24 protein-coding genes are annotated in these 23,116 nt (G+C 38.9%); 3 read left to right on the top strand and 21 right to left on the bottom strand.

Annotated features, from left to right (window positions below; all coding sequences use genetic code 11):
- Window positions 1-137: 137 nt before the first annotated feature.
- Complete coding sequence (locus IGI37_RS05315; RefSeq protein ID WP_438760402.1) at window positions 138-500, bottom strand: DUF3397 domain-containing protein; 363 nt, start codon at window positions 498-500, stop codon at window positions 138-140.
- Window positions 501-704: 204 nt separating this feature from the next.
- On the opposite strand from IGI37_RS05315, the gene IGI37_RS05310 reads away from it, so the two are divergent.
- Together IGI37_RS05310 and IGI37_RS05305 are read left to right on the top strand one after the other, a co-directional pair.
- Window positions 705-1,661, top strand: a complete 957-nt coding sequence (locus IGI37_RS05310) for a magnesium transporter CorA family protein (RefSeq protein WP_438760401.1) — start codon at window positions 705-707, stop codon at window positions 1,659-1,661.
- A gap of 78 nt (window positions 1,662-1,739) precedes the next feature.
- Window positions 1,740-1,856, top strand: a complete 117-nt coding sequence (locus IGI37_RS05305; protein WP_438760400.1) for a DUF4044 domain-containing protein — start codon at window positions 1,740-1,742, stop codon at window positions 1,854-1,856.
- Between the two features lie 149 nt (window positions 1,857-2,005).
- Here the strand turns inward: IGI37_RS05305 and recN are convergent, their stop codons facing one another.
- From recN to IGI37_RS05245, 12 genes are all read right to left on the bottom strand, one after another.
- Window positions 2,006-3,682 (bottom strand): DNA repair protein RecN, encoded by a 1,677-nt coding sequence (gene recN, locus IGI37_RS05300; RefSeq protein WP_438760399.1) that lies wholly within the window; start codon window positions 3,680-3,682, stop codon window positions 2,006-2,008.
- An 18-nt stretch (window positions 3,683-3,700) separates the two neighbouring features.
- Entirely contained in the window at window positions 3,701-4,150 is a 450-nt protein-coding gene (locus tag IGI37_RS05295) for an arginine repressor (protein ID WP_438760398.1), read from the bottom strand.
- Between the two features lie 105 nt (window positions 4,151-4,255).
- Window positions 4,256-5,071 carry a TlyA family RNA methyltransferase gene (locus IGI37_RS05290; RefSeq protein WP_438760397.1) on the bottom strand — a complete coding sequence of 272 codons (816 nt, stop codon included), beginning with the start codon at window positions 5,069-5,071 and terminating at the stop codon, window positions 4,256-4,258.
- A gap of 13 nt (window positions 5,072-5,084) precedes the next feature.
- The gene (locus IGI37_RS05285) at window positions 5,085-5,969 is read right to left on the bottom strand and encodes a polyprenyl synthetase family protein (protein ID WP_438760396.1); all 885 of its coding nucleotides are present in this window, start codon (window positions 5,967-5,969) and stop codon (window positions 5,085-5,087) included.
- 2 nt (window positions 5,970-5,971) lie between these two features.
- The gene (locus IGI37_RS05280; RefSeq protein WP_438760395.1) at window positions 5,972-6,193 is read right to left on the bottom strand and encodes an exodeoxyribonuclease VII small subunit; all 222 of its coding nucleotides are present in this window, start codon (window positions 6,191-6,193) and stop codon (window positions 5,972-5,974) included.
- The gene (gene xseA / locus IGI37_RS05275) at window positions 6,174-7,529 is read right to left on the bottom strand and encodes an exodeoxyribonuclease VII large subunit (protein ID WP_438760394.1); all 1,356 of its coding nucleotides are present in this window, start codon (window positions 7,527-7,529) and stop codon (window positions 6,174-6,176) included. Before xseA ends, IGI37_RS05280 begins: the two co-directional genes overlap by 20 nt.
- A 96-nt stretch (window positions 7,530-7,625) precedes the next feature.
- The gene (locus IGI37_RS05270) at window positions 7,626-8,471 is read right to left on the bottom strand and encodes a bifunctional methylenetetrahydrofolate dehydrogenase/methenyltetrahydrofolate cyclohydrolase (RefSeq protein WP_438760393.1); all 846 of its coding nucleotides are present in this window, start codon (window positions 8,469-8,471) and stop codon (window positions 7,626-7,628) included.
- 95 nt (window positions 8,472-8,566) lie between these two features.
- Complete coding sequence (gene nusB / locus IGI37_RS05265) at window positions 8,567-9,016, bottom strand: transcription antitermination factor NusB (protein WP_438760392.1); 450 nt, start codon at window positions 9,014-9,016, stop codon at window positions 8,567-8,569.
- Complete coding sequence (locus IGI37_RS05260; RefSeq protein ID WP_438760391.1) at window positions 9,009-9,434, bottom strand: Asp23/Gls24 family envelope stress response protein; 426 nt, start codon at window positions 9,432-9,434, stop codon at window positions 9,009-9,011. Before IGI37_RS05260 ends, nusB begins: the two co-directional genes overlap by 8 nt.
- 325 nt (window positions 9,435-9,759) lie before the next feature.
- Entirely contained in the window at window positions 9,760-10,824 is a 1,065-nt protein-coding gene (locus IGI37_RS05255) for a M24 family metallopeptidase (RefSeq protein ID WP_438760390.1), read from the bottom strand.
- A gap of 182 nt (window positions 10,825-11,006) precedes the next feature.
- Window positions 11,007-11,576: a helix-turn-helix transcriptional regulator gene (locus IGI37_RS05250; RefSeq protein ID WP_438760389.1), complete on the bottom strand. Its 570-nt coding sequence runs from the start codon at window positions 11,574-11,576 to the stop codon at window positions 11,007-11,009.
- Between the two features lie 117 nt (window positions 11,577-11,693).
- On the bottom strand, window positions 11,694-12,107 hold the full coding sequence (locus IGI37_RS05245; RefSeq protein WP_438760388.1) for a helix-turn-helix transcriptional regulator: 414 nt from the start codon (window positions 12,105-12,107) through the stop codon (window positions 11,694-11,696).
- A 119-nt stretch (window positions 12,108-12,226) separates the two neighbouring features.
- Between IGI37_RS05245 and IGI37_RS05240 the strand changes: the two genes are divergently transcribed.
- Window positions 12,227-12,877 (top strand): type 1 glutamine amidotransferase family protein, encoded by a 651-nt coding sequence (locus IGI37_RS05240; protein ID WP_438760387.1) that lies wholly within the window; start codon window positions 12,227-12,229, stop codon window positions 12,875-12,877.
- Window positions 12,878-13,014: 137 nt separating this feature from the next.
- Here the strand turns inward: IGI37_RS05240 and IGI37_RS05235 are convergent, their stop codons facing one another.
- From IGI37_RS05235 to IGI37_RS05200, 8 genes are all read right to left on the bottom strand, one after another.
- Window positions 13,015-14,388, bottom strand: a complete 1,374-nt coding sequence (locus IGI37_RS05235; protein ID WP_438760386.1) for a glycoside hydrolase family 1 protein — start codon at window positions 14,386-14,388, stop codon at window positions 13,015-13,017.
- A 46-nt stretch (window positions 14,389-14,434) separates the two neighbouring features.
- Complete coding sequence (locus IGI37_RS05230; protein ID WP_438760385.1) at window positions 14,435-15,430, bottom strand: LacI family DNA-binding transcriptional regulator; 996 nt, start codon at window positions 15,428-15,430, stop codon at window positions 14,435-14,437.
- 222 nt (window positions 15,431-15,652) lie between these two features.
- Window positions 15,653-16,027, bottom strand: coding sequence for a DUF956 family protein (locus IGI37_RS05225; RefSeq protein WP_438760384.1), 375 nt, complete (start codon window positions 16,025-16,027; stop codon window positions 15,653-15,655).
- Window positions 16,028-16,224: 197 nt separating this feature from the next.
- A complete protein-coding gene (locus IGI37_RS05220; protein WP_438760383.1) occupies window positions 16,225-17,136 on the bottom strand; it encodes a PTS system mannose/fructose/sorbose family transporter subunit IID in 912 nt (303 codons plus the stop codon).
- 19 nt (window positions 17,137-17,155) lie between these two features.
- Entirely contained in the window at window positions 17,156-17,974 is an 819-nt protein-coding gene (locus IGI37_RS05215; protein ID WP_438760382.1) for a PTS mannose/fructose/sorbose transporter subunit IIC, read from the bottom strand.
- Window positions 17,975-18,003: 29 nt separating this feature from the next.
- Window positions 18,004-18,996, bottom strand: a complete 993-nt coding sequence (locus tag IGI37_RS05210; protein ID WP_438760381.1) for a mannose/fructose/sorbose PTS transporter subunit IIA — start codon at window positions 18,994-18,996, stop codon at window positions 18,004-18,006.
- 99 nt (window positions 18,997-19,095) lie between these two features.
- Entirely contained in the window at window positions 19,096-19,593 is a 498-nt protein-coding gene (locus IGI37_RS05205; RefSeq protein WP_438763591.1) for a mannose/fructose/sorbose PTS transporter subunit IIB, read from the bottom strand.
- Window positions 19,594-19,903: 310 nt separating this feature from the next.
- Window positions 19,904-22,747, bottom strand: coding sequence for a sigma 54-interacting transcriptional regulator (locus IGI37_RS05200; protein WP_438760380.1), 2,844 nt, complete (start codon window positions 22,745-22,747; stop codon window positions 19,904-19,906).
- Between the last annotated feature and the right edge of the window lie 369 nt (window positions 22,748-23,116).

Below are 23,116 nucleotides of genomic sequence, written 5' to 3'. Positions count from 1 at the left end.
CACAATCCCCCACTTTCTACCACCTTTTGCGGAGAATATATTCGGATTTTTTTTGACCTTTTTTTACTTTTATGAATTATCAGGAAGAAAAGACTTTTAATCGTTCTTTAAAAGCTTTTTCTAAGGATTTTCCTTAATCAAAATACAAGACTTGTTAAAATTACAAATATATAAACGACCATACTTAATAGAAAAACGAGTCGCCAAAACATTTTAAAATAGCGTGGATAGATAATCTCACCTTTATAGTAGGCAAGAAATACCGCAATCAAAATCCCCAACAGTAAGACTGAAATTAAGAAATAGGGTAAGATTGATTTAGAGGTAGTCACCTTTGATAATTCGTGCAAACCAATTAATAAAAACGGAATGCTGATATCCGGGACTTTAATCTTGAATCTTTGTGTAAGTGAAAATGTCGTAACCAAAAAGTTACAAGCAAATAACACGATAATTGGGTAGATATACCAAAACAAAACAACCAGTGAACTCGAGCTCATTTTATATTTCCCTTCTTATTATATCTATACTAACTATACTTCATTTTCTTTACATTCATGTTTCAGTTTTTTTAAAAGTTTATGCTGATTTGACTGTTTTTTTAGGAATCTTTATCTAACTTATTTTAAAATGACAAATAAAGGCTTTTTCTGGGAATATTCGCTATAATGTAGGTATTAGTTTAGACAAAAGGATGTGCTTAAATGATTAACTATTTTTCTCTAGAAAATCGCTATTTTAAAAACCAAAATGCGGACAGCAAAGATGTTTTTTGGATTTGCGTCGAAAGTCCCACTAGTGAAGAAATTATTAAATTGACCAATCAATATAAAATGCCTTCCGACTTCATTACAGCCATCCTAGATAACGCTGAAACCTCCCGTTCTGAAGAGTTAGGACAAGTACAGTTTGAGCGGCCGGCTCTTTTATTGTTGCAATATCCTTATGCAATGACCAGCCCAAGTGGGTATTTACAAATCACTACTTTTCCGTTTTCCGTCATCATCACACCCGATAAAAAGATTATTACGGTAACCAATCATAAGCCAGTTTTTATTCAAGAAGTACTGACTCATGAATATCCAAGAAATGATATGTCAAACTCTATGAACCTCTTGCTTCAGCTTATTTGGCAGCTGTCCCTTTCCTACAATCACTATTTGCAGCTGATACGGACACAATCAGATAAACTAGAAGGTGAGCTACAGGTAGCGACAGAAAATAATCAGCTCTATCAAATTATGGATATCCAAAAAAGCCTCATCTATATTGAGGCCGCGACTTCTGCTAATTTGAAGACATTGACTAAATTGAATCAGACAGAAATCCTTAACACTAGTCATGCCTACAAGATCCACCTACATGACGTTTTAGTGGAAACTACTCAAGCACTAACTTCTTCTCAGATTCAGTTAAAAATTGTTAATCAAATGACCCAAAATTTTTCGGCCATCGTGTCAAACAATCTGAATAACGTCATGAAAATACTGACTTCATTAACGATTGTCTTAACGATTCCAACCATTATCGGTGGGTTATACGGGATGAATGTCAAACTCCCACTGGCCGAACGATCGGATGCGTTCTTTTGGATATTTATACTCACCGCCATCATCTGCATCGGAGTAATCCGATATTTGAAGAAAAAGCATCTTTTATAGAACTCTTCTTGAAGATTTACACAAAAGGAGGTAAACTATTCAAGAGAAGTCGGATTTCGAAAAAAAGGATGGTCTTTCATGAAAGAAACAAAACCAAAAACAACATTTGCCAAAGTAACCAAGATTGTTATCTGGACAATGCTTATCTTGATGCTAAGTTCTGTATTTATTACAGCATTCGTTTATTTTATGTAACAAAAGAGGCTAGGACATAACTGCAAGTTATGTCCCAGCCTCTCTTACTTCATTTCCACCACATTCACCCACCAATGATAAAAAAGTGGTGGAAAGTGGTGGCTTTTTAATTTTTCTGTTTGGTACAGGTATACTCTATTAGTGAACTTTTATTTTTTTGCCATACTCAAAAGTTCTTCTGCATGTTTTTTCGTCAAATCCGTGATTTCACTTCCAGCAAGCATCCGCGCAATCTCAGCTACTCGTTCATCCGCAGTCAATTGTTGGACTTCTGTTTCTGTCCGACCTTTTTTAACATCCTTTGAAATATAATACTGATAGTTTGCTACCGCAGCAACTTGTGGTAAATGAGTGATACATAGGACTTGCGAATTTTGAGCAACCTGATAAATTTTATCAGCAATCGCCTGTGCTACACGACCACTGACTCCAGTATCAACCTCATCAAAAACGATACTCGTAATCCCTTGTTTTTTAGAGAAAATAGTTTTTAACGCAAGCATCACTCGAGACAATTCCCCACCAGATGCAACCTTCACTAGAGGTTTTAATGGTTCACCTGGATTTGTCGTAATATAAAATTCAACTTGGTCCATTCCTTCACGATGCAGTTGGTGATCCGTCTCTAAGAACCGAACCTCAAAATCGGTATTAGCCATGTATAGCTCTTTTAACTCAGTCAAAATCGATTTCTCTAGCTTTTTGGCAATTTCTAACCGTTGGCTGTGTAAATCCTGCGCTAAACGACGAACTTCTACTTCTTTATCTGTTAACTCTTGGAGTAGCTTATCCATTTGACCATCTGAAAAATTAGACTCTGCTAGCTCCTGACTAATCTCTTCTTGATACGCCAAAATTGCTTCAATCGACTCGCCATACTTTCTCTTCAGCTGGCGAATCATTTCAAGTCGGTGATTAACTTCCTCCAAACGATTTTCGTCAAACTCCAGATTATCTAGCTGACGACTAATGTCACCCACCGAGTCTTGTAATAGATAGTACGCATTTTGAACGTTTTCAAAGATACTATTATACTCTGAGTCCAAATGTGCAATTCCTTGCAGCTGAGCTAATGCTGTTCCAACGCCATCCAGACTGCTCAAACCTTCCGCGTTCAGCGCTTCATAACTCTCAGCCAACCCATCCACAATTTTTTGATAGTTACTGAGCTTCTCTCTTTCTTCTATTAACTGTTCCTCTTCGCCCACTTCTAATTCGGCATTAGCAATCTCTTCTTGTTGGAACTGAAGCATATCTATGCGTTGCACAAACATTTTCTCATTAGCTTGAATTTTCTTAACTTGTTGTTCAAGCTGACGAAAGGCATCATAAGTTTCGTGATATTTCTTTTTTGCTCGTTTAAAAGACTGTGTTCCAAACTCATCTAATAAACCCAAATGTTTCTCTGCTTGCATCAATTCCTGATGTTCATTTTGCCCATGAATATCTACCAAAAATTCGCCAATCTTTCGCAGATTCGCTAACGTTACAATTCGCCCATTGACACGGCAAACGTTTTTTCCTGAGGCAGACATGTCACGTTGAATAATTAAGTTTTGCTCATCTATTTCAATCCCTAACTCTTCCATAAAAGCCAAAAAATCTGCTTGTTTGGGCAATTGAAATAAGCCTTCCAATGTGCATTTTTGGGCACCTTGCCGGATATAATCACTTGATCCTCTTCCTCCAGCTAACAGACCCATCGCATCGATAATAATGGATTTCCCTGCCCCTGTTTCACCCGTCAAGGCAGTCATTCCTTGATGAAATGATAGTCTAAGCTTTGAGATGATAGCAAAATTCTCTATAGTCAACTCTTGTAACAAGCTGTTTCCCTCCTGTCTCTATAAATAGCGCAAAAATTCTTGTTTCAAATAGTGCGCAGCCTCTTGTGTTTTTGTAATCATCAAAACATTATCATCATCATTAATAGTTGAAAACAACTCTTTTTTGTAGCGTTTATCAATCAGATTCGCTGCTGCAGATGCATTTCCTGGCAAGGTCTTCAAACTCACAAATTTTTCCATTTGATCCACGGAAACAAACGCATCTTTTAAAAGTTTTTCTAGCTTCATGCCCACATCTTCGCTTGTCTCCGCAGGTAAGCTATAACGATAGCCTCCGTCAGTTGAAGGAACTTTTATCAATTTCATTTCTTTAATATCGCGGGAAATCGTCGCTTGAGTAACCTCTACGCTCTTTTCTCCTAATAATTCAACAAACTCTTCTTGTTTTTGAATACTATGTTCAGTCAGCAAACGAGTAATCAGACGATGTCTATCTTTCTTTCTCATAACTATATACGCTCCTTAGTTTCAAAGTCATATTTATCATAGCTTATTTTTTCCTCTTTATAAAGAAAATTCGTTGGTCTCTTTAAAGAAACACAACGAATTTTGTTATTTATGCAATTTTTCATGCGCAGATTGAACAATTTCTTCGATGGAAATCGTCGAAGCCATTTGACCTTCTTCACTCGATTTTTTTAAATGTGCTAAAAATTCAATATTTCCTTCGCCTCCAGTAATCGGAGAGAAGCTGAGTGCCGCAATATTATAGTTTGTAGCCATCGCAAAAGATAAAACTTTTTCTAAAACCATTTTATGCACTTCAGGATCTCGAATAATCCCTTTTTTGCCGACAAATTCCTTACCAGCTTCAAACTGTGGTTTGATTAACGCCACCACATCTCCCTCTGTAGATAAAATATCATGCAAGGGTGGTAAGATTAATTTTAGCGAAATAAAAGAAACATCAATAGTCGCCACTTGTGGTTGACCATGTGTAAAATCTTTTGGTTTAGAATAACGGAAATTCGTTCGCTCCATCACAACCACTCGTTCGTCTTGACGGATTTTCCAAGCTAACTGATTATAACCAACGTCTAAAGCATAACTTAACTTAGCACCATTTTGAAGAGCCGCATCAGTAAAACCACCTGTGGAAGAGCCAATGTCTAGAATCACTTTATCTGAAACCGTCAAATCAAAAATCTCCAACGCTTTTTCTAGCTTTAAGCCCCCTCGAGAGACATACGGTAGTTTTTGCCCCTTCACCTGCAGGGCTGTCTCTACTGCAATTTTTTCACCAGGTTTATCTAAGCGTTCATTTTTTTCTGTATACACCTGCCCTGCCATCACACCACGCTTGGCTTTTTCTCGTGTTTCAAACAGACCTTGATTAAAGGCTAGGACATCTACTCGTTCTTTTTTCATGTTGTTCCTCTTTCTATAAATAAAATGCCTTGACCAATTCTTTCAAGTATCTAGCTTCAAACCCAGTAACTACTTGAATCTGCTCAATCGTTCGTTCAGCTGCAACTAATTCTTCATCTAAAGCAACCTTTGCCTCTGACAATCCCAAAAGACCTGGATACGTACTCTTGTTTAATTCCGCATCCCGTTGCGTATTTTTACCAAGCTCTTCTGTCGTGCTAGTCACATCTAATAAATCGTCACGAATCTGAAATGCCAAACCGAGGTGGGCCGCCAATTGATGCAATTTTTCAAGAATCTCAACAGGTTGGTTGGCTAATATTCCACCAGCTACCAGAGCAAATTCAATCAATTTCCCTGTTTTTTCTTCATGGATCTTGGCTAACTCTTCAACCGTAATCTGTTGATTCTCGGCTTGCATGTCTGCAGCTTGCCCACTGACCATTCCTTCTCCACCCGCAGCTTTTGAAAACAACTGAATTAATAATAATTTTTGCTCAGACTCAATTTGCGCCATACTCAATAGTTGAAACGCCATCGTTAGTAAACTATCCCCAGCTAAAATTGCCGTCGCTTCACCGAAAACTTTATGGTTAGTCGGCCGCCCCCGACGCAAATCATCATCATCCATCGCAGGTAAATCATCATGAATCAGCGAATAGGTATGAACCATCTCTAATGCGGCCGCCGTTTGATAAGCACCTTGACTAACTGTCTGATGAAAAGCCCCCACGACTGCCAATAATAGTTGTGGACGAATTCTCTTGCCACCCGCACGAACAGAATAAAGCATACTTTCTTTTAATTCTTGATTCGTAGTGTGTTCTTCAATAAATCGTACCAGCTCTTGTTCAACATAAGATAAGTGTTTTTCAAAAAAAGATTGATTGACTGACATAACTACTCAACCTTCTCTTCAAAAACGACTTCTTCGTTTGTTTCGGTCATCATTTTTGTCAAAGTTTTTTCGGCCTTAGTTAATGTATCTTGGCACTGCTTACTCAATTCCATGCCTTTTTTAAATGAATCCAACGCTTCTTCCAAGGGAACATCCCCTTGCTCTAGCTTCAAAACGATTTCTTCTAATTCTTGTAATGAAGCTTCAAATGTTTTCGTCGCCATGTAGATTCTCCTTCAACTCGATAATTTCAGCAATCGCTTGGCCATCTTGATAATGAATCGTTACTTGATCCTTTAACGCAAGCTCTGCTGTTGTTTTGATTACTTGATTTTCTTTAGTAGTGTAACTATATCCACGCCCCATAATCTTTAACGGACTTAACAAATCCAATGATTGAATCGCTGTTTCAAAGGATTGACGTTTTTTCTCCATATAACTCGTCATCTTATCTTCTAAGCGACGACTGCTATAATCCAGCTGTTGTTGCGCTTGTTTTACTCGATGACTCGGCTCCATCTGATGCATACGATGAATAATTTGGCTCGCCTGTTTATCTTTTTCAAACAAAGACTGTTGCATCGCCTGTCGTAACCGTTGCATCATCTGATCCAGTTTGACTGACTGCGCATCATACAAACGACCTGGCTGACGAAAAACATACGAATTCGCTAAGCGTTGATATCGTTCCTGTTTGCGTTGAAGCTGGTTTAAAAAGGCCTGCTCCATTCGTCCTTGCCGTTCTTTTATCCGCAAAAGCTCCTCTGAAAGGACAGGTACAGCCAATTCTGCTGCTGCAGTAGGCGTCGCTGCTCGAACATCCGCCACAAGATCAGCAATTGTCGTATCCGTTTCATGACCAACAGATGAAATGATTGGCGTTTTGGCCTCATGAATCGCCCGTGCAACACGCTCTTCATTAAACGGCCACAAATCTTCAATTGAGCCACCGCCACGCCCCATGATAATGGTATCAAAATCTCCGAGTGCCTCAACACGTTGAAGGTTTCTAACCACATCATCTGCCGCTTGATTTCCTTGAACAACCGTTGGAAACAAGACAAGCTGAGCGATAGGAAAACGTCTCTTAACCGTTGTAATAATATCTCGAATAACGGCACCACTCGGACTCGTTAAGACAGCAATTTTTTTAGGATAACGCGGTAGCATTTTTTTGGGACTTGAGAACAACCCTTCCTTACTCAGCTTTTCTCTCAACTCAGCTAAGGCCTGATATAGTGCACCCACTCCATCAGGCTCCATGTGCTCCACATAAATTTGATATGACCCACTACTCTCATAAAGTGAGATACGACCGACAACCAGAACCTTCATTCCCTCTTTGGGTTCAAATTTCAACTTTTGAAAAGCCCCTTTAAACATAATCGCCGAAATTTTTGCCTGGTCATCCTTTAAACTAAAATATTGATGGGCATTGGGTCTGGGACGAAAGTTAGAAATTTCTCCTGTCAGATACACCCGTTCAAGGTAAGGATCGGCCTCGAATTTACGTTTCAAATATTTGGTTAGAGCTGTAATTGTTAAATATTGTTGTTCCATTCACTCACCTCCACTCTGCTCTGTTTTTATACACAATACTCTATGTTTTAGACGCCAAGCTCGAATTATACCTTCATTCTCTCATTGCAGGTAACTCTAACTTTGTCTTTTTGCTGCTTCTACTGTTTGTTGCATCAACATAGTAATGGTCATCGGCCCGACCCCTTTTGGAACAGGCGTAATATAGCTTGTTAGTGGCTCCACTTCATCAAACTTGACATCACCAATTAATTTACCTGCTTCATTTCTGTTCATTCCCACATCAATGACAACCGCTCCTGGTTTAACAAATTCCTTCGTAACAAAATGACCTCGACCAATCGCCACCACCAAGATATCTGCCTCTTTTGCCACCTCAGCTAAATTTCTAGTTTTTGAATGTGCAATAGTAACTGTCGCATTTTCCATTAACAGAAGCTGTGCCATTGGTTTTCCGACAATATTACTACGACCAATAATTACTGCACGTTTGCCTTCAATCGAAATATTATACGCCTCAAACATCTTCATAATTCCATAAGGTGTACAAGGAATCATTTCTGGATCGCCTGCAAATAATTTCCCTAGGTTCATCGGATGAAACCCATCGACATCTTTTTTCGGATCAATCGCCAGTAATACTTTTTCTTCATCTATATGTTTTGGTAAAGGCAATTGAACTAAAATGCCATGAAAAGCTTCATCTTTGTTAAATCGATCAATCTCTGCTAGCAGCTCTTCTTCCGTTAAATCTGCGGAATAGCGCTCCACCTTCGAATGAATGCCAATTTTGGTTGCCGCAATCTCTTTATTTCTAACATACACTTGACTTGCAGGGTTATCACCTACTAATAAAACAACCAAGCCTGGCACTATGCCTTTCTTACGTAACTCTGAAACCTCTGTAGCAATCTCTGCTTGTAATTTTTCTGCCAGTTCTTTCCCGTTGATAACTTCTCCCACAACAACCACTCCTCATTATTATTGAACGTTTTTATTTTAGCATACAACAAATTGCCTGCGTAGATTTAGATCTACAAATATGAAAAAGCTGAGGATTATTCCCCAGCTTCAATTTCTTTCATCAGATTAGATAAAACGCCATTCACAAATTTTCTTGAACGGTCATCACTAAACGTTTTGGTTAACTCTAACGCTTCATTCAAAGCCACTGTATTTGGAACGTCTTCTACATACAGCATCTCAAATGTAGCGATTCGTAAGATAACTAAATCCATTTTTGAAATCCGGTTAATCTTCCAGTTGTCACGCAGATGCTTTTGAATGTAGCCGTCAAGTTCTGCTTTTTTCTCGCAGACGCCACCCACTAACATATCCAAATATACAGGAACAAATGCGTCTTCTTCTTCACTCAACAATTCCTCATGCTCTAATTCAATTGCACTTAAAATTGCATCCTTTTTTGTTAATTCCGTATTGAAATCTAATGGAAATAAAGCCTGTAGAGCCATCTCCCTAATTTCTCTTCGTGTTAATTCTTTACTCATTGGTGTCCTCTTCATCTTCAAACAACTCATCTAAATCAGGTTGTTCCATTTTTTCTGGTACAACGGCTACGACATGTACATTGACTTCGATTAACTCAATATCCGTCATGAAAAGAACTTGCTGTTTGACACGTTCTTGCATCTCCATAGCTACTTTCGGTACAGAAACACCATATTTTAGATAGCAATAGATATCAACTTTTAAGCCGGTCTCATCAAATGTTAGATAGACTCCTTTGCCGTGTGAAGCTCTCCCTAAAAGTTCAGTTACATTGCTGGCAAATGTCCCACGCATTCCGTAGACACCCTCAACTTTTGAAGCAGCAATCCCAATGACAACTTCTATCACTTCAGGAGCGATAACGATTTCTCCCAATTCTTGATTTGCATCTAATACTAAATTTTTTTGTTCTACCATACTAGTGCCTCCTTAATTACGCACACGATACCTTTGTATCAACTGTTGTCTCTATCAATTATTTTTGTTTACTCAGATGAATACAACGAAAAAGTCGCTCTTTTCAAAGCAAAAATAACGAGACTATTTTATAGTTGGAGAAAAAAATCCCCGCAGCTTTTCGCATCTTCATGCAAAAACTATGTTCCTATTTAGTTTATCATTATTTACATTGATTATCTATAATAAACGTACAAGGAATTACGAAATCTTTGAATTTCTTTAGAAAAGGAAACAACCTAAAATCACATCAATCATGAAATTTCAGGTTTCGTTCCGGCAAGCCTTATAAAATAATCAATTCTTTTGGTGAACTCGTTAAGATTTCATTGCCACTAGTCGTGATAAGTAAGTCGTCCTCGATACGCACGCCACCCAATCCAGCTAAGTAAATCCCTGGTTCATCAGTGATAATGTTCCCAGGCACAAACGCTTCTTCCGCTCTGAATGAAACATTCGGTCCTTCGTGAATTTCCAAGCCAATCCCATGACCAGTTGAGTGACCAAACGCTTCGCCATAGCCCATCTTGGTAATATAATCTCTAGCAACCGCGTCAAGCTGGACACCTGTCACGCCGGGCTGTGCTGCTTCAATAACTTTCAATTGTGCATCTAAGACAATTTGGTGGATTTCTTTCATCTTTTCACCTGGATCGCCAATCGCAAAGGTCCGCGTCATATCAGAAACATACCCTTGATAATAACAGCCGAAATCTAACGTGATCATTTCTCCTTGTTGAATGACCTTCTCACTGGCAACCCCATGAGGCATCGCTGAACGATACCCACTAGCCACGATAGTTTCAAATGAAACCTCAGAAGCCCCCAGAGAACGCATATGAAAATCCAACAAATTTGCCACTTCAATTTCCGTCATTCCAGGTTTAATCGTCTTCAAAATGTAAGCAAAACCAGCATCAGCAATCTGACAAGCTTTTTTGACTAAAGCAATCTCTTCTTCATCCTTGATTTCTCTTAGTTCCTCAATCAAACCTGCAACCGGAATCAATTCAGCCATTATCACTTCATCCAGTATAGAATATTCTGCAAAGGTTACGTGCATCTCTTCAAAGCCTAACTTTTGTAGCTCTTCTTTTTTCACTAAGTTAGCTACTTCATCAAAAATTGGTCCAACATTTTGAATTACTTCAAAGCCTTGTGCCTGTGCTGCCGCTTGTTCAGTGTAACGGAAATCCGTCACAAAAAAAGCTTTATCTAAGGTCACAACAGCCAAACCTGTCGTTCCTGTAAAATTAGTTAAATAGCGTAAATTATATTTGCTCGTTACTAAAATACTATCTAATCCATCTTTTTTCATTTCTTCTCTTAACTTATTCACACGCTTCATCATATATAATCCCTACTTTCTTTTACAATCTTGTTAATTATAGCATAATTCATCAAACAACTTAGCCGAAAAACTTCCACAAATTTGTTCCTCATCCAGAATATTGCGAGTATCACAGTAAGTGAAACTTTTAGATCTAAGCTATCTTTTTCATTAGATAATAGAAGAAACCTCACTCAATATTCTCACAAATTGACGTTCATTCCGCTTTTCGTTTCATAGAGTCTAGCTATCGCTTGGCTTCTCACTTTCATCTCTTCTCGCACATGTAAAGGCCTCAAACACTCACATTTGTTACCAAAGCTGAAGAGCATAGTGTAATAAAATTCATTCTCGATAAAAGGAAATTTGACATGATAATAATCTGTTCCTTCTGGCGTAAACTGCTCAAACGAACAATACTCCAACACCCTGTCCATAATTGATTGGTGAATACGAATCTCAATTTCTGTCTGCAGCGATGCTAGTCTATCAGAAAAATCTAGCTCTGGTTTTGGAAAGACTCGTGGCTCAAATTTTGTCTCGAGAATCTGAAGATTGGTTAACCGGACTAACTTAAATAGACGGAAATCTTTTCTTTTTAGGCAATAGGCTTGGATGTACCACTGATTCCCTTTTAATACTAACTGGTAAGGCTCAACGATTCGCTCGGTTTTTACCCTATAACGATCCCAATAATCAAAGGAGAATAGACAAGCTTCGCGTAAACAATGTTTGATTTGTTCCAATGTCTCTTGGATATTTCGATTCCCCAACCAAGGACTTAAATCAATATGTACTTGATCTATTTGAGGTTGGGACAGAAGTGTTTAACTCCGAGAAATAAGAAGGAATTCACGGAAATTGCTCTTCAAATTTTTGTGAATTTCAGCTTATTTCCGAAGGAGTTGCTTCTGTATCCACCGTTTATTCGGATAAAAAGAGGCTGGGACATAGCTTGTAGAGTTGTCCCAACCTCTTTCTGGAATAAAACTCTTAATCTTCGCCCGTGCATTTGCCAGCTCCTCTCCCTGCATCACGTCAGAAAGATGGGATAATCCCATTAAAATGGTGGTGAGGTCTGAGGTTGAGAAAATGTGTTTGTTCACCTTATAATTTGGCATAATCTCAAACCCACCACCCACTCCTGACGTAGCATGAATCGGAATCCCAGCCAAATTAATGCTTTCTATGTCACGATAGATTGTGCGAAGAGAAACCTCGAACATATCCGATAATTCCTGAGCGCTCACTCGCTCTCTATCAAGAAGCGTCATAATAATACTGATAAGCCTCGCTACTTTCATTTGGCTTCTCCTTAAAATTTTTTTTGTTTGATTGTATATTGTTGCCATACTGATGTCAACAATCCCTTGTTACACTATAACAGTAATTAGAAGAAAACAGAAAATGGAGGAATAATATAATGCATACGATTTATATTTACGTTCTTGAAACTTTAGCAGATTGGGAGTTAGGCTATATCACTGCTGAATTAAATTCTAAACGCTTTTTCAAAAAAAGTGCACCAAACCTGACCATTAAGACGGTCAGTCATTCAAAAGAACCCATTCAAACAATGGGTGGGTTAACAATCATTCCTGACTGTTTGATTGAAGAGATTGTTGTCGAAAAATCTTGCGTTTTACTCTTACCAGGGGCCGATACCTGGAGTGATTCGAACCATCAATCAATCATCGAAAAAGCAGAGGCCCTTCTTACTCTAGGCGCAACGGTTGCCGCAATTTGTGGGGCTACCACTGCACTTGCTGGCTATGGACTGCTAGATAAACGACCTCATACCAGTAATGGTGCTGGCTTTTTAGAAATGTTTGTCCCAAATTACAAAGGTTCAGAAGCCTATCTTGATAGTCCTTCTGTTTCCGATCAAAACCTTATCACAGCAAGCTCAACAGGGGCGCTACTTTGGACCAAACAAATTATTGAACAACTAGATGTTTTTGCGTCCGACACATTAGAGGCCTGGTATCAGTATTTTAGCACAGGCAAAGCCGAATACTTTTTCGCACTCATGCAGACACTCCCAGCGAATGACGAACCCCTAACGGCGGACTAACTGTCGCTCGCAATTTGAGTACTGTCTATTTTGACACGTAAAATCTAGCATTCAAAAAACAATCTAAGGCTATATAAAATAGAGGGGCCCACCACTACAACAGTGACGAGCTCCTCTATATTTAATTTAACCGACTATTAATACCCGTTGTTTTTAGATAACTCTTTGTACCACAGACCACTCTTCTTAAGTGTTCGTTTGTATTCATTTTCTAAGTCAACACGGTAGAAACCATAACGATTGCGATAACCATTTAACCACGACCAACAATCAACAAAGGTCCATGTATGATACCCAAAACAATTACTACCCTCTTCAATGCCTTTATGCAGGTAATCAAGATGCTCTTGCATAAATTCAATTCGGTAATCATCCTCAATCAACCCATCTTCCTTCATAAAACGTTCCTCATCTGCCACGCCCATACCATTTTCACTGACATACCAAGGAATATTCTTGTAGTCTTCTTTCATCATTATCGCAACATCATACAAAGCTTTAGGATAAATTTCCCAACCACGATAAGGATTAATTTTTTTCTCAGGCCAATCATAAGGAACATATAAATCTTCTGGCATTTGAGCTGGGACTTTAGGATTTTCAGGCGCTTGAACACGTCTTGGTTGATAATAATTTAAACCGATAAAGTCCACTGTATTTTGTTGCATCAACGCTGGATCTTCTGGCTGCGTCTCAGGGGTCAATTGATTTTCTTTGACTAATTGAATTAATTTATCAGGTAATATACCGTGCACAGCTGGATCTAAAAAGCTATTGATATTCAGTAAATCAGAAGCCTCTTTTGCTCGTTCATCTTCTGGACTATTACTACGCCCATATGCAGGCGAAATATTCAAAATAATACCTATTTCACCAGCTGGCAAGACTTTTCTAAACTCTTCAACTGCCCGAACATGTGCCAACAGCGTATTGTAGCCCACCTGTACAGCCTTTTTAAAATCGACTACATCAGGATAATGGTAACCATACAAATACCCGCATTCCACATGCACAATCGGTTCATTAAAGGTTGTCCATCTGGTAACAATATCCCCAAATTGTTCAAAAGCTGTCTTCGCATAAAAAGCAAAGGCCTCAACTGATTCCCGTACTTCCCAACCACCTTTTTCCATCAGCCACATAGGCATATCAAAATGAAAAAGGTTCATGATTGGTTCCACGCCGTTATCCTTCATTTTTTGGAAATAATCACGATAGAATGTCACAGCTTCTGTATTCAGCGTTTTTCCATCTGGTAATAAACGTGTCCAAGCAATCGAAGTTCGAATCGAATTTAAGCCGATTTCTTTCATTCTTACACAGTCATCTACATACAATTCATACATATTCGAGGTATTTTCAGGTCCTTGATTTTGGTTAAATTTCTCTGGATTTGTTTGAAACCAGTAGTCCCATGTCGATGGAGACTTGCCACCTTTTGAGCCATAGCCTTCTGTTTGTGGTGCTGACATTGCTGAGCCCCATAAGAAGCCGTCAGGAAATTTTTTCATTTTTACAACACTCGTTTCTCTTTAAATTTTGTTTATGTCTATCTATTTATTTTGTGGCAATTGAATCACGCCATAAAATTTCATTATTTAGAACCAACGTTTCCCCAGATAGCTGGTTTTTCTTTTGAATCTTATCTATCATTCGATTCGCTGCAAGGACGCCAATCTCCGTAATTGGTTGTTTAACGACTGTCAGCTTAGGAGTAAAAATTTCGCTTGCTTCAAAGTAATCATAACAGGCAAAAGAAAGATCTTTCCCCAATTGAATGCCTTCTTCATAAATCACCTGCAACGCCCCTAAAGACATGTTATAGTTACAGACAAACCAAGCAGTCACTTCTTTTTGTTCAATCAGATAGGCGGCTCCTTTTATGCCGCTTTCTTTTGAATAGTCCCCATAAAAAATAGTTAAGTTATCTTTTGAGACTCCCACTTCTTCATAGGCCGCTAAGACACCCGATAAACGTTCCTTAGCAACATAGTCCTTTTGAGGAGCCGCAATAACACCAATTTTTTCATGCCCCAAAGCCAACATCCTCAAAATAACTTCCTTTGTGCTCTGCTGATTATTGACCAAAATAGAATCCACTTTTTCAAACTCAATCGGTGTATTAATTGATAAAATAGGGATATCTAAATCCCGTAACGCCTGTACCTCAGGCCACTCCTGCTCTGCCTCAAAAAGAATCACCCCATCAACAGACCGAGAAAGCAAAAAATCAATTTTTCTTTGAAACTGAGCCGGTTCCCCTTGAAAGCCGCTTAATAACAATCCATATCCAGATTTCTCCATCTCTTCTTCAATCTTTGCAACCATCGAACTACTAAAATTACTCCGCATATGATTCATCAGTAAACCAATTGTCTGACTTTGTTTACTTTTTAATCCCTTTGCCAGCATATTCTCTTTATAGTTCAGTGCAGCAACTGCTTCAGCAATTTTTTTCATATTGTCATCTTTCAGCGTATACCCGTTCAAAAAACGTGAAACGCTCCCCACAGAAACACCAGCATACTTCGCCACTTCGTGAATAGTTGCCATATTATTTCCCCTTTTCCCCATTTTGAAAACCGAAAATTGAATCGATTCAATTATATGATAGCAAGAGCAGAATTTATTTTCAAGCTATTTTTTGAATCGATTCATTTTTGGTCGTCTTTCTCTTCATTCAGGAAACTTAGACCAAAAAAAAGAACCCTCCATGTCAGACCTTAGTCTTTCTTATGAACGATTCCTCTTTAGGATACGCGAGACTGTTCTGCCTCATTTCTTTTTGCCAATAGATACTACTGCTCGCTTAATCACATCAAAGAAGCTAAGTGATTGAACCATATTGGCCGGATCGACATATTCGCGAACCGCTCGCAGAACTTTTTTAGGTTCCTTTGAAGCAAAGGTAAAAGTCCCATTTTGTTTTGTTTTGACCGCATAGCGAGGAATCCACTTTCCTTTAAACATCACCGAAGCAATCACTGTATCTACTTCATTCCAAGGAATTTGTATGTACTTTCTCGTATCACGCCCATTATAAAATTCAAATCCTGCATCGCCAATCATAATCTTGCCATATTCTGTGATGCCATTAAAGGCTGTTGCGTCAATTGTTAAATCAACCTTTGTATTCAGTGATTGAACCATCTCATCTACCCCTTATTAGCTTGTTAACTTAATTATACGTGTCTTTTCTACTTTTATCTATTCCAAACCTTTTAAACGTCACTAGATAAAACAGGACCAAGAGCGAACCCTTGATCCCGATAGTTTTACAAACAAACCGATTCCAACCAATTTGAAAGAACATTCTATTTTGAAGTTAACTCTTCTGTTTCGTCTAATTATAATAGACCGATATAATGTCCACCAACCCCAACGATGAATAAACCAATGATAATAACGATTGGAGAAACTTTTTTCTTAAGTAACCACATACAGAAGAATGTTAGTAATAGAGCAGCAAGTCCTGGAATCAATTGATCCAAGTTATTTTGTAAAGTTGTGACCTTTGTTTCAGAAAGGGCTAATCCACTGTTGACTTGTTCAAACGCCGATTGCAGACCTTTTCCCGTCATTTTAATCTTATCCCACTCAATAAAGGCACCTTTATCTAGTTTCACTTCAGAGACAACTGGTAAGAACTTGATGGATACCCAACGTTGTACCAAAGCCGCTAGAACAAACATCCCCAGAATCGATGCCCCTTTTGTTACATCCTGTAAGATTCCACCTGAAAGGTCTTCAGTAATTTTAGAACCTGCTTTATAACCAAATTCTTGTGTATACCACATGAATGCCCAACGAATCAAATTCCAAGCTACGAAGAAAATGATTGGACCCATGATGTTTCCTGACATTGCTAATGAGGCACCTAACGCACCTAACATTGGCCGAACGGTAAACCAAAAGACAGGGTCACCAACACCCGCCAACGGACCCATCATCCCTACTTTTACCCCTTGAATCGCTACATCATCAACCGGTGCACCATTTGCTCGTTCTTCTTCCAGAGCCAAGGTTACCCCAATGATTGGTGAAGCAATATAAGGATGGGTATTGAAGAATTCCAAGTGACGTTTTAACGCCGCAGAACGATCTTCTTTTGATTTGTATAATTTTTTAATCGCTGGAATCATTGAGAAGGCCCAGCCACCATTTTGCATACGTTCATAATTCCAAGAACCTTGAATGAAGGTAGAGCGCCATGCAACAGCTAAACGATCTTTTTTCGTTAATTCAATTCTTTCTGCCATTTTTTTCTCCTCCTTCTAATTAATAGTCATTTAGAATGTCGCCTAGCGGATCACCTGAATTGCTTCCGCCGCCACTGTTACTTGAACCACCCATTTTAGAAAGGTTTAAGTAAATCAAGGCCATAGCCACACCTAACGCACCTAATGCAATCAAAGTCAATTGAGTGACCGCTGCAACCACAAAGCCAATAATAAAGAACGGCCAAACTTCTTTTGTCGCCATCATGTTGATAACCATTGCATAACCAACTGCTACGACCATGCCCCCACCGATAGCCATACCATCAGTTAACCAAGCAGGCATTGCTTCTAAGAAATTTTGAACAGTTTGAGGTGGAATAAACAATAACGCGCCTGCAGGAATCGCAATACGAATCCCTTGCATACAGACAGCTAAAACATGTAAAAATTCAATTCTTCGGATATTACCCTTCTCTGCCGCTGCATCCATCATGTGAACAATCGGTACAGCAAGTGTTCGAACAATCATTGTTAAGAACAAGCCAGCTACAGCCAATGGAATAGCTACAGCAATTGATGTTGTAATGGCTGATTGAACAGAAATATTATCAGTACCTAATGCTTTAACTAAAATAATTGCGGATGCAACAGATGCCAATGCAGCATCTGGCGCTACAGCAGCACCAATATTTGCCCAACCAAGTGCGATCATTTGTAATGATCCACCCAACATAATACCTGCAGTTAAATTTCCCGTTACCAACCCGATTAATGTACATGCGACTAACGGTTGATGGAATTGAAATTCATCGAGAATTCCTTCCATACCCGCTAGAAAGGCAACGAACACTACTAAAATTATTGATATAATAGACATGATAAGCCTCCTATTTTTTAAATGTTTTTTTACTTATTAACGTTAGCCAACTCTGTTTTCGCTTTTTTCAGCAATTCATCCATATTATCTTTTGAATCGTTTGGTACTTTACGAACATCAAAGGTAACTCCCTTGTTCTTTAATTCTTCAAACGTTGCAACATCCTCAGTTCCCATTGACAATACTTTACTTACAACGACTTTACCGACAGAGTGAGCCATTGAACCAACATTAACTTCCGGAATCTCTACGCCACCATCAATTGCTCGTAAGACATCTTCAGGATTTTCAAATAATAATAAAGCCTTAGTTCCGCCAAAACGTGGGTCCTTCGCCACCTCAATCATTTTATTAATTGGGATAACATTGGCTTTCACACCAGGAGGAGCCGCTTGTTCAATCAATTTCTTACGTAAGTCATCTTTTGCTACAGCATCAGACACGACAATAATCCGTGAAGGGTTAACTGATTTTGTCCATGCAGTTGCTACTTGTCCGTGAAGTAAACGAGAATCCACACGCGTTAAGACGATTTTGATTTTGCCATCACCAACGACTGTTCCGGGAGCTAAGGCCCCTTTTGGTTGTTGATCTTCAACCTTTTGAATTGGTTCTGTTGGCTCTAATTCTTCTGGTTTTACTTTAACTCCTTCTTTCGCTGTTTCAAGAATGTGTGCCGCAATCTCTTGTGCTGAATTCATTGAAAAACGTGAAGAGTAAGCTTCAATCACCATTGGTAAATTCATACCTGCAACAATCGCCCACTTGTCTTTGTGTTCTTCAAACAAACTGTTTGCTTGATTAAAAGGTGTACCACCCCATAAATCAACCAAGAACAATACTTCCTCTTGATTGTCAAAAGAGGCGATTGCTTCTACTAATTTGGCTTTTAAGTCATCTGGTCCTTCGCTAGGTTGTAAAGTAACTGCCTTCACATTTTCTTGCTCTCCAAAAATCATTGAACCGGATTGCAAAATGCCATTTGCGAATTCACCATGACTTGCAAGGATAATCCCTACCATGTTTATACCTCCTATTTTTCTTACTTTTGTTTTAACAACATAAATGATACACAGATAATTGCAGAGTGTAATTTTTAATTACAGTCTATTTGTGACAAGCTACTTCTCTGATTTCTTTTCTTTTTGAAGCAGTTCCATCAGATTGACTTTACGATCTGCCGGGACCTTTCGTATCTCTAACTCTACGCCTTGTTGATCTAAGTAACGAAATGCCTCAATGTCATCATCATCAATAGAAACAAAATTGGTAATCATTCGTTTCCCATCTGTGAAACGCATTCCGCCAATATTAATAGAAGAAATCGGAATGCCTGCACGAAGTAATTGCGCAACATCTGCTGGGTTAGTGAAAAGTAACATCACTTTGACTCCTTCAAACAAGTCGTTGTCATACACTTCAATCATTTTTTTGATCGTAATAACATTGGACTTGATACCAGGTGGCGCCGCTTCTTTTAACAAAAACTTACGAAGCTCATCATGTGCTACTTCGTCACTGACGACGAGAATTCGACTGATATCTGTTGACTTCGACCATGCAGTTGCGACCTGCCCATGAATCAACCGATCATCAATCCGAGCTAAACGAATATCCATTCCCACAATAACGGACCTCCTTACTCATTCACTATTTGGAAGCTGAGTGCTTGTGACCCACCGTTTATCCGGGGCTAGATGTTTAAAACGACAGTTACCCTGTCACCCGAATTTTTAACGAGACCTTAAAACCACCTCCTATGTCTATATCTACAACTGTGTTCACATTTATAATAAGCAAGAAGTATGCCAACTTACAAATGATACACTCTTTTATTTTTCCTCTAAATAAAAGGATAAAAGAAAACAATACACTATTATCAGTGTATTGTTTTCTTTTGTGTATTAATTAGTGTATTATTTTAGCAACTTACTGTATTCTTTTTAATTGCTGATTGATAATTGATTGCATCAGATAATACACTTCAGCAGGCGGAACGGTAAAGCGCACGCGTCTTTCTAATTCTTTCACTGCAACTTCAACTTGCGGATAAATTGCTTGGTCTTTCATTTGTTGCAGCTCTACCTCTTCCACAGTCAAAAATTCTCTCAGTAAGATTCGTTCCACCATCCCAGCCAGGTGCATGGTCAAATTAATCTGAAAAGCATATCTTGATGAGTCGACACCAACTTTATCAGCCACCTCCATTGAAAATTGCCATAGCGGACGAATTAACTTGGTTGGATTAATAAATGTAAAGCTCTCCACCATATAGTTCACACAAATTGTTTGGGCCTGCTCCTCATCCACCGATACATCGACCCTATCCGTCAACTCTTCCAGCTCCTCTTCTAAAAGAAGCTGATCCAAAATACGATCAACATCATGATCAATAAATCGTTCAAGCGGGATAAACGGCGCTTCAATCTTCGGATCAATAATTCCTGTAGTCGCCACAATATCGTACTGTTCTTGAATCGTGCCCATCTTTTCTCGCACATCTAATACAGATAGGGTTACCACTTCAATTGTTTCATTTTTCCTTTTTTGTAAAGCAGCATCAATAATCTCTTTAATCTTTTGGGCTGTTCCTTCTCCCGATGCACAAATAGCGAGAATTGCTTGATTACTTCCCAACTGTTTCTCGACTGTCCCTGTACTCACATCCGCGTACCCTCTAAAATTCTTCAAGGAATCATACAGGTCATCCAAATTAGCTCCCATAACCGAAGCTTTTCGAACCGTCTCTATCACCAGTGAAGTCGTCACCATATCAATCGTTCGAACTGGTACACCCGTGTCTCTTTGAATCTTCTCATTAAATGTCGCCAATGAGCCCATATCTACTAACAGCATCACGCCATTTCCTTCATCAATTTGAAGTACAGCCTGTTCAATTCGCTCCAGAGCTGTCCGCGGATGCATATCTAACGGCATATCCACCGCAATAATCTTATCCACATCTAACAACTGTTTGACTACCTGCACCATACTACTCGCTGTGCTGTTTCCGTGAGACGCAACAATCACGCCGACCCGACCGACTGATTGATCATCGCGTAAGGAAACTAACAAAACGGTCAAATAATAATCTTCACTTTCTGGAATTTTCACTTGAAACCGCTCAGCAATAAACTGACGAATTTTTTTTGCAGCCTCAAATTCTTCCGGAAAATCAACAGCCATCTCTTTAATATTATCATTTGTGTGACGTTCTTCGCCAAGATAAATCTTTTTCAAAAACGAGCTAATATGCAAACTCATCGCATAAACAAAATTTTGCTGAAACTCATGACGTAACTCTTGTTTGACCTGTTGATAAATCTGGTTAGTCACATCAATAATTGTTTGATCAACAAATTCCGATAATTTGTTTTCTGCGTTAAATGAAAAGCCATGATCTTTATAAAACGACTTCAAATGAATATTAATATCTGTGGAGATAAAATGATTAATCGCCTCTTGGTCCAATCCATCAGACTTTAATAACGTCGCTTTATCGCCAATAATATCGTATAAATTATAAGGTAACTCATAGGAATCTGACTGTATTTCAAGAATTGAGGCATTGGGAGATACATCAATCTTCGGCTCTAGCACCTTCGCAAGCTCCATAGTTGCCTCACGATCACTGGCCAACTGAATCACGCCAGCCCGAATTCCTTCAGGCAAATCATTGACTGTCAGAGGGATCTCCTCTTTTTGCATATGATTCAAAAAGCCCCGTGCACAAACTAGTTGAATATTAGACTTCAACTGACCAATATTGCCATAAGTCACGCTACCAATTAACGCCTTTACAACATCCTCAGTCAAAGTGATTCTTCTCTCAATTCGATTCGCCTCTTGGGCAACCATGACTTTCACTAGATCCACTTTTTCAGAGGCTGGTCGTTTGGCAAAAGGTGGTAACTGAATATTAATCGGAATTCTTCGGACAAATGTATCAAGTAAAGTCGAATTGGGATCCTCTGTCGTCGCACCAATGATTCGAACCGCCGCTTGATGCGTTTTGCTCGTTTCTCCTAAGCGACTATATGTTCCATGATCCATAAAATAAAAGATCATTTCTTGTCCTTCTGGCGGTAGTCGATGAATTTCATCAAGAAAGAGCATCCCACCATCCGCTTCATCAATAATTCCTGACTTTTCAGTATCCGCCCCTGTAAAAGCTCCTTTGACATACCCAAACAAATGACTCATCAATAGTTCCGGATTATTCGCATAATCTGCACAATTAAAAACAATTAATTCTTTGTCAGAGGAAATCACTTGGTTTAATTTAGCATACTGAAAGATTGCATGTGCAAAATATGTTTTTCCTGAACCTGTAGGCCCTGTGATTAAACAATTTAAGCCTTTTGGAGGATATAAGACCGCCGCTTTGGCCTGTTCGATTGAATTTCTCATACTTCCAGCAGAGCCGATAATCCGAGAAAAAATGTCCTTACTCGTCATCACCGCTTGCGCTTGTAATGTTTTATTGCCCTTCTGTTTTTTAGGTCTCTCCATATAGCTAGGAACATATTTTTTGACTGGTGGTTCTTGCCATCCCTTTGTTAAGATATAGCGCACCGGTCGCCCCTCTAGTTTTGTTAGTTTGCCCTCTTTTACCAGCTGGTTCAAATCCTTACTGCCATTGGTTCTCTGAATAGACAACACGTCAGCCACTTCTGCGGTCGTGACACCAGCGCCATCTTGAATAGCCTCCTCTGATAATTGTGCAGTTTGCTCTTTTACATACGCGTATATCCGATCGATTCGTTTTGACAAAACTTACCACCTCTATTTCAACACATTCTCATTTCTTATTGCAATTATACCTATGTTACGCAAAAATTGCATTTTTCAACTCCTCCACAGACTCTAGTGTATCGCAATCTCCTCTATAATATAGTAGCTAAAATTGGCCGACTGCCTAGTCGTATCTTAAATAATCCAACTAAAGCGCTCCACTCAACAAAAGGTTATCTCTTTATTCTAGTAAAAATTAGCTTCTTAATCCAGCACTCCTTAAAATAAAGTCTCGGCAAGACGAGGTTTTTAGGTTTCATTAAGCCATTATTTCCTACCTTTCTGCTTTAAACTTCCATGAATAAATCAGCTTGCATCCAGGCTATAAACTTTTTTCTGAAAGAAATC

Origin of the sequence: Enterococcus sp. AZ194, assembly GCF_051713825.1 — a bacterium.
GTDB lineage: Bacteria > Bacillota > Bacilli > Lactobacillales > Enterococcaceae > Enterococcus_K.
This window is presented reverse-complemented; position numbering and strand designations above follow the sequence as displayed.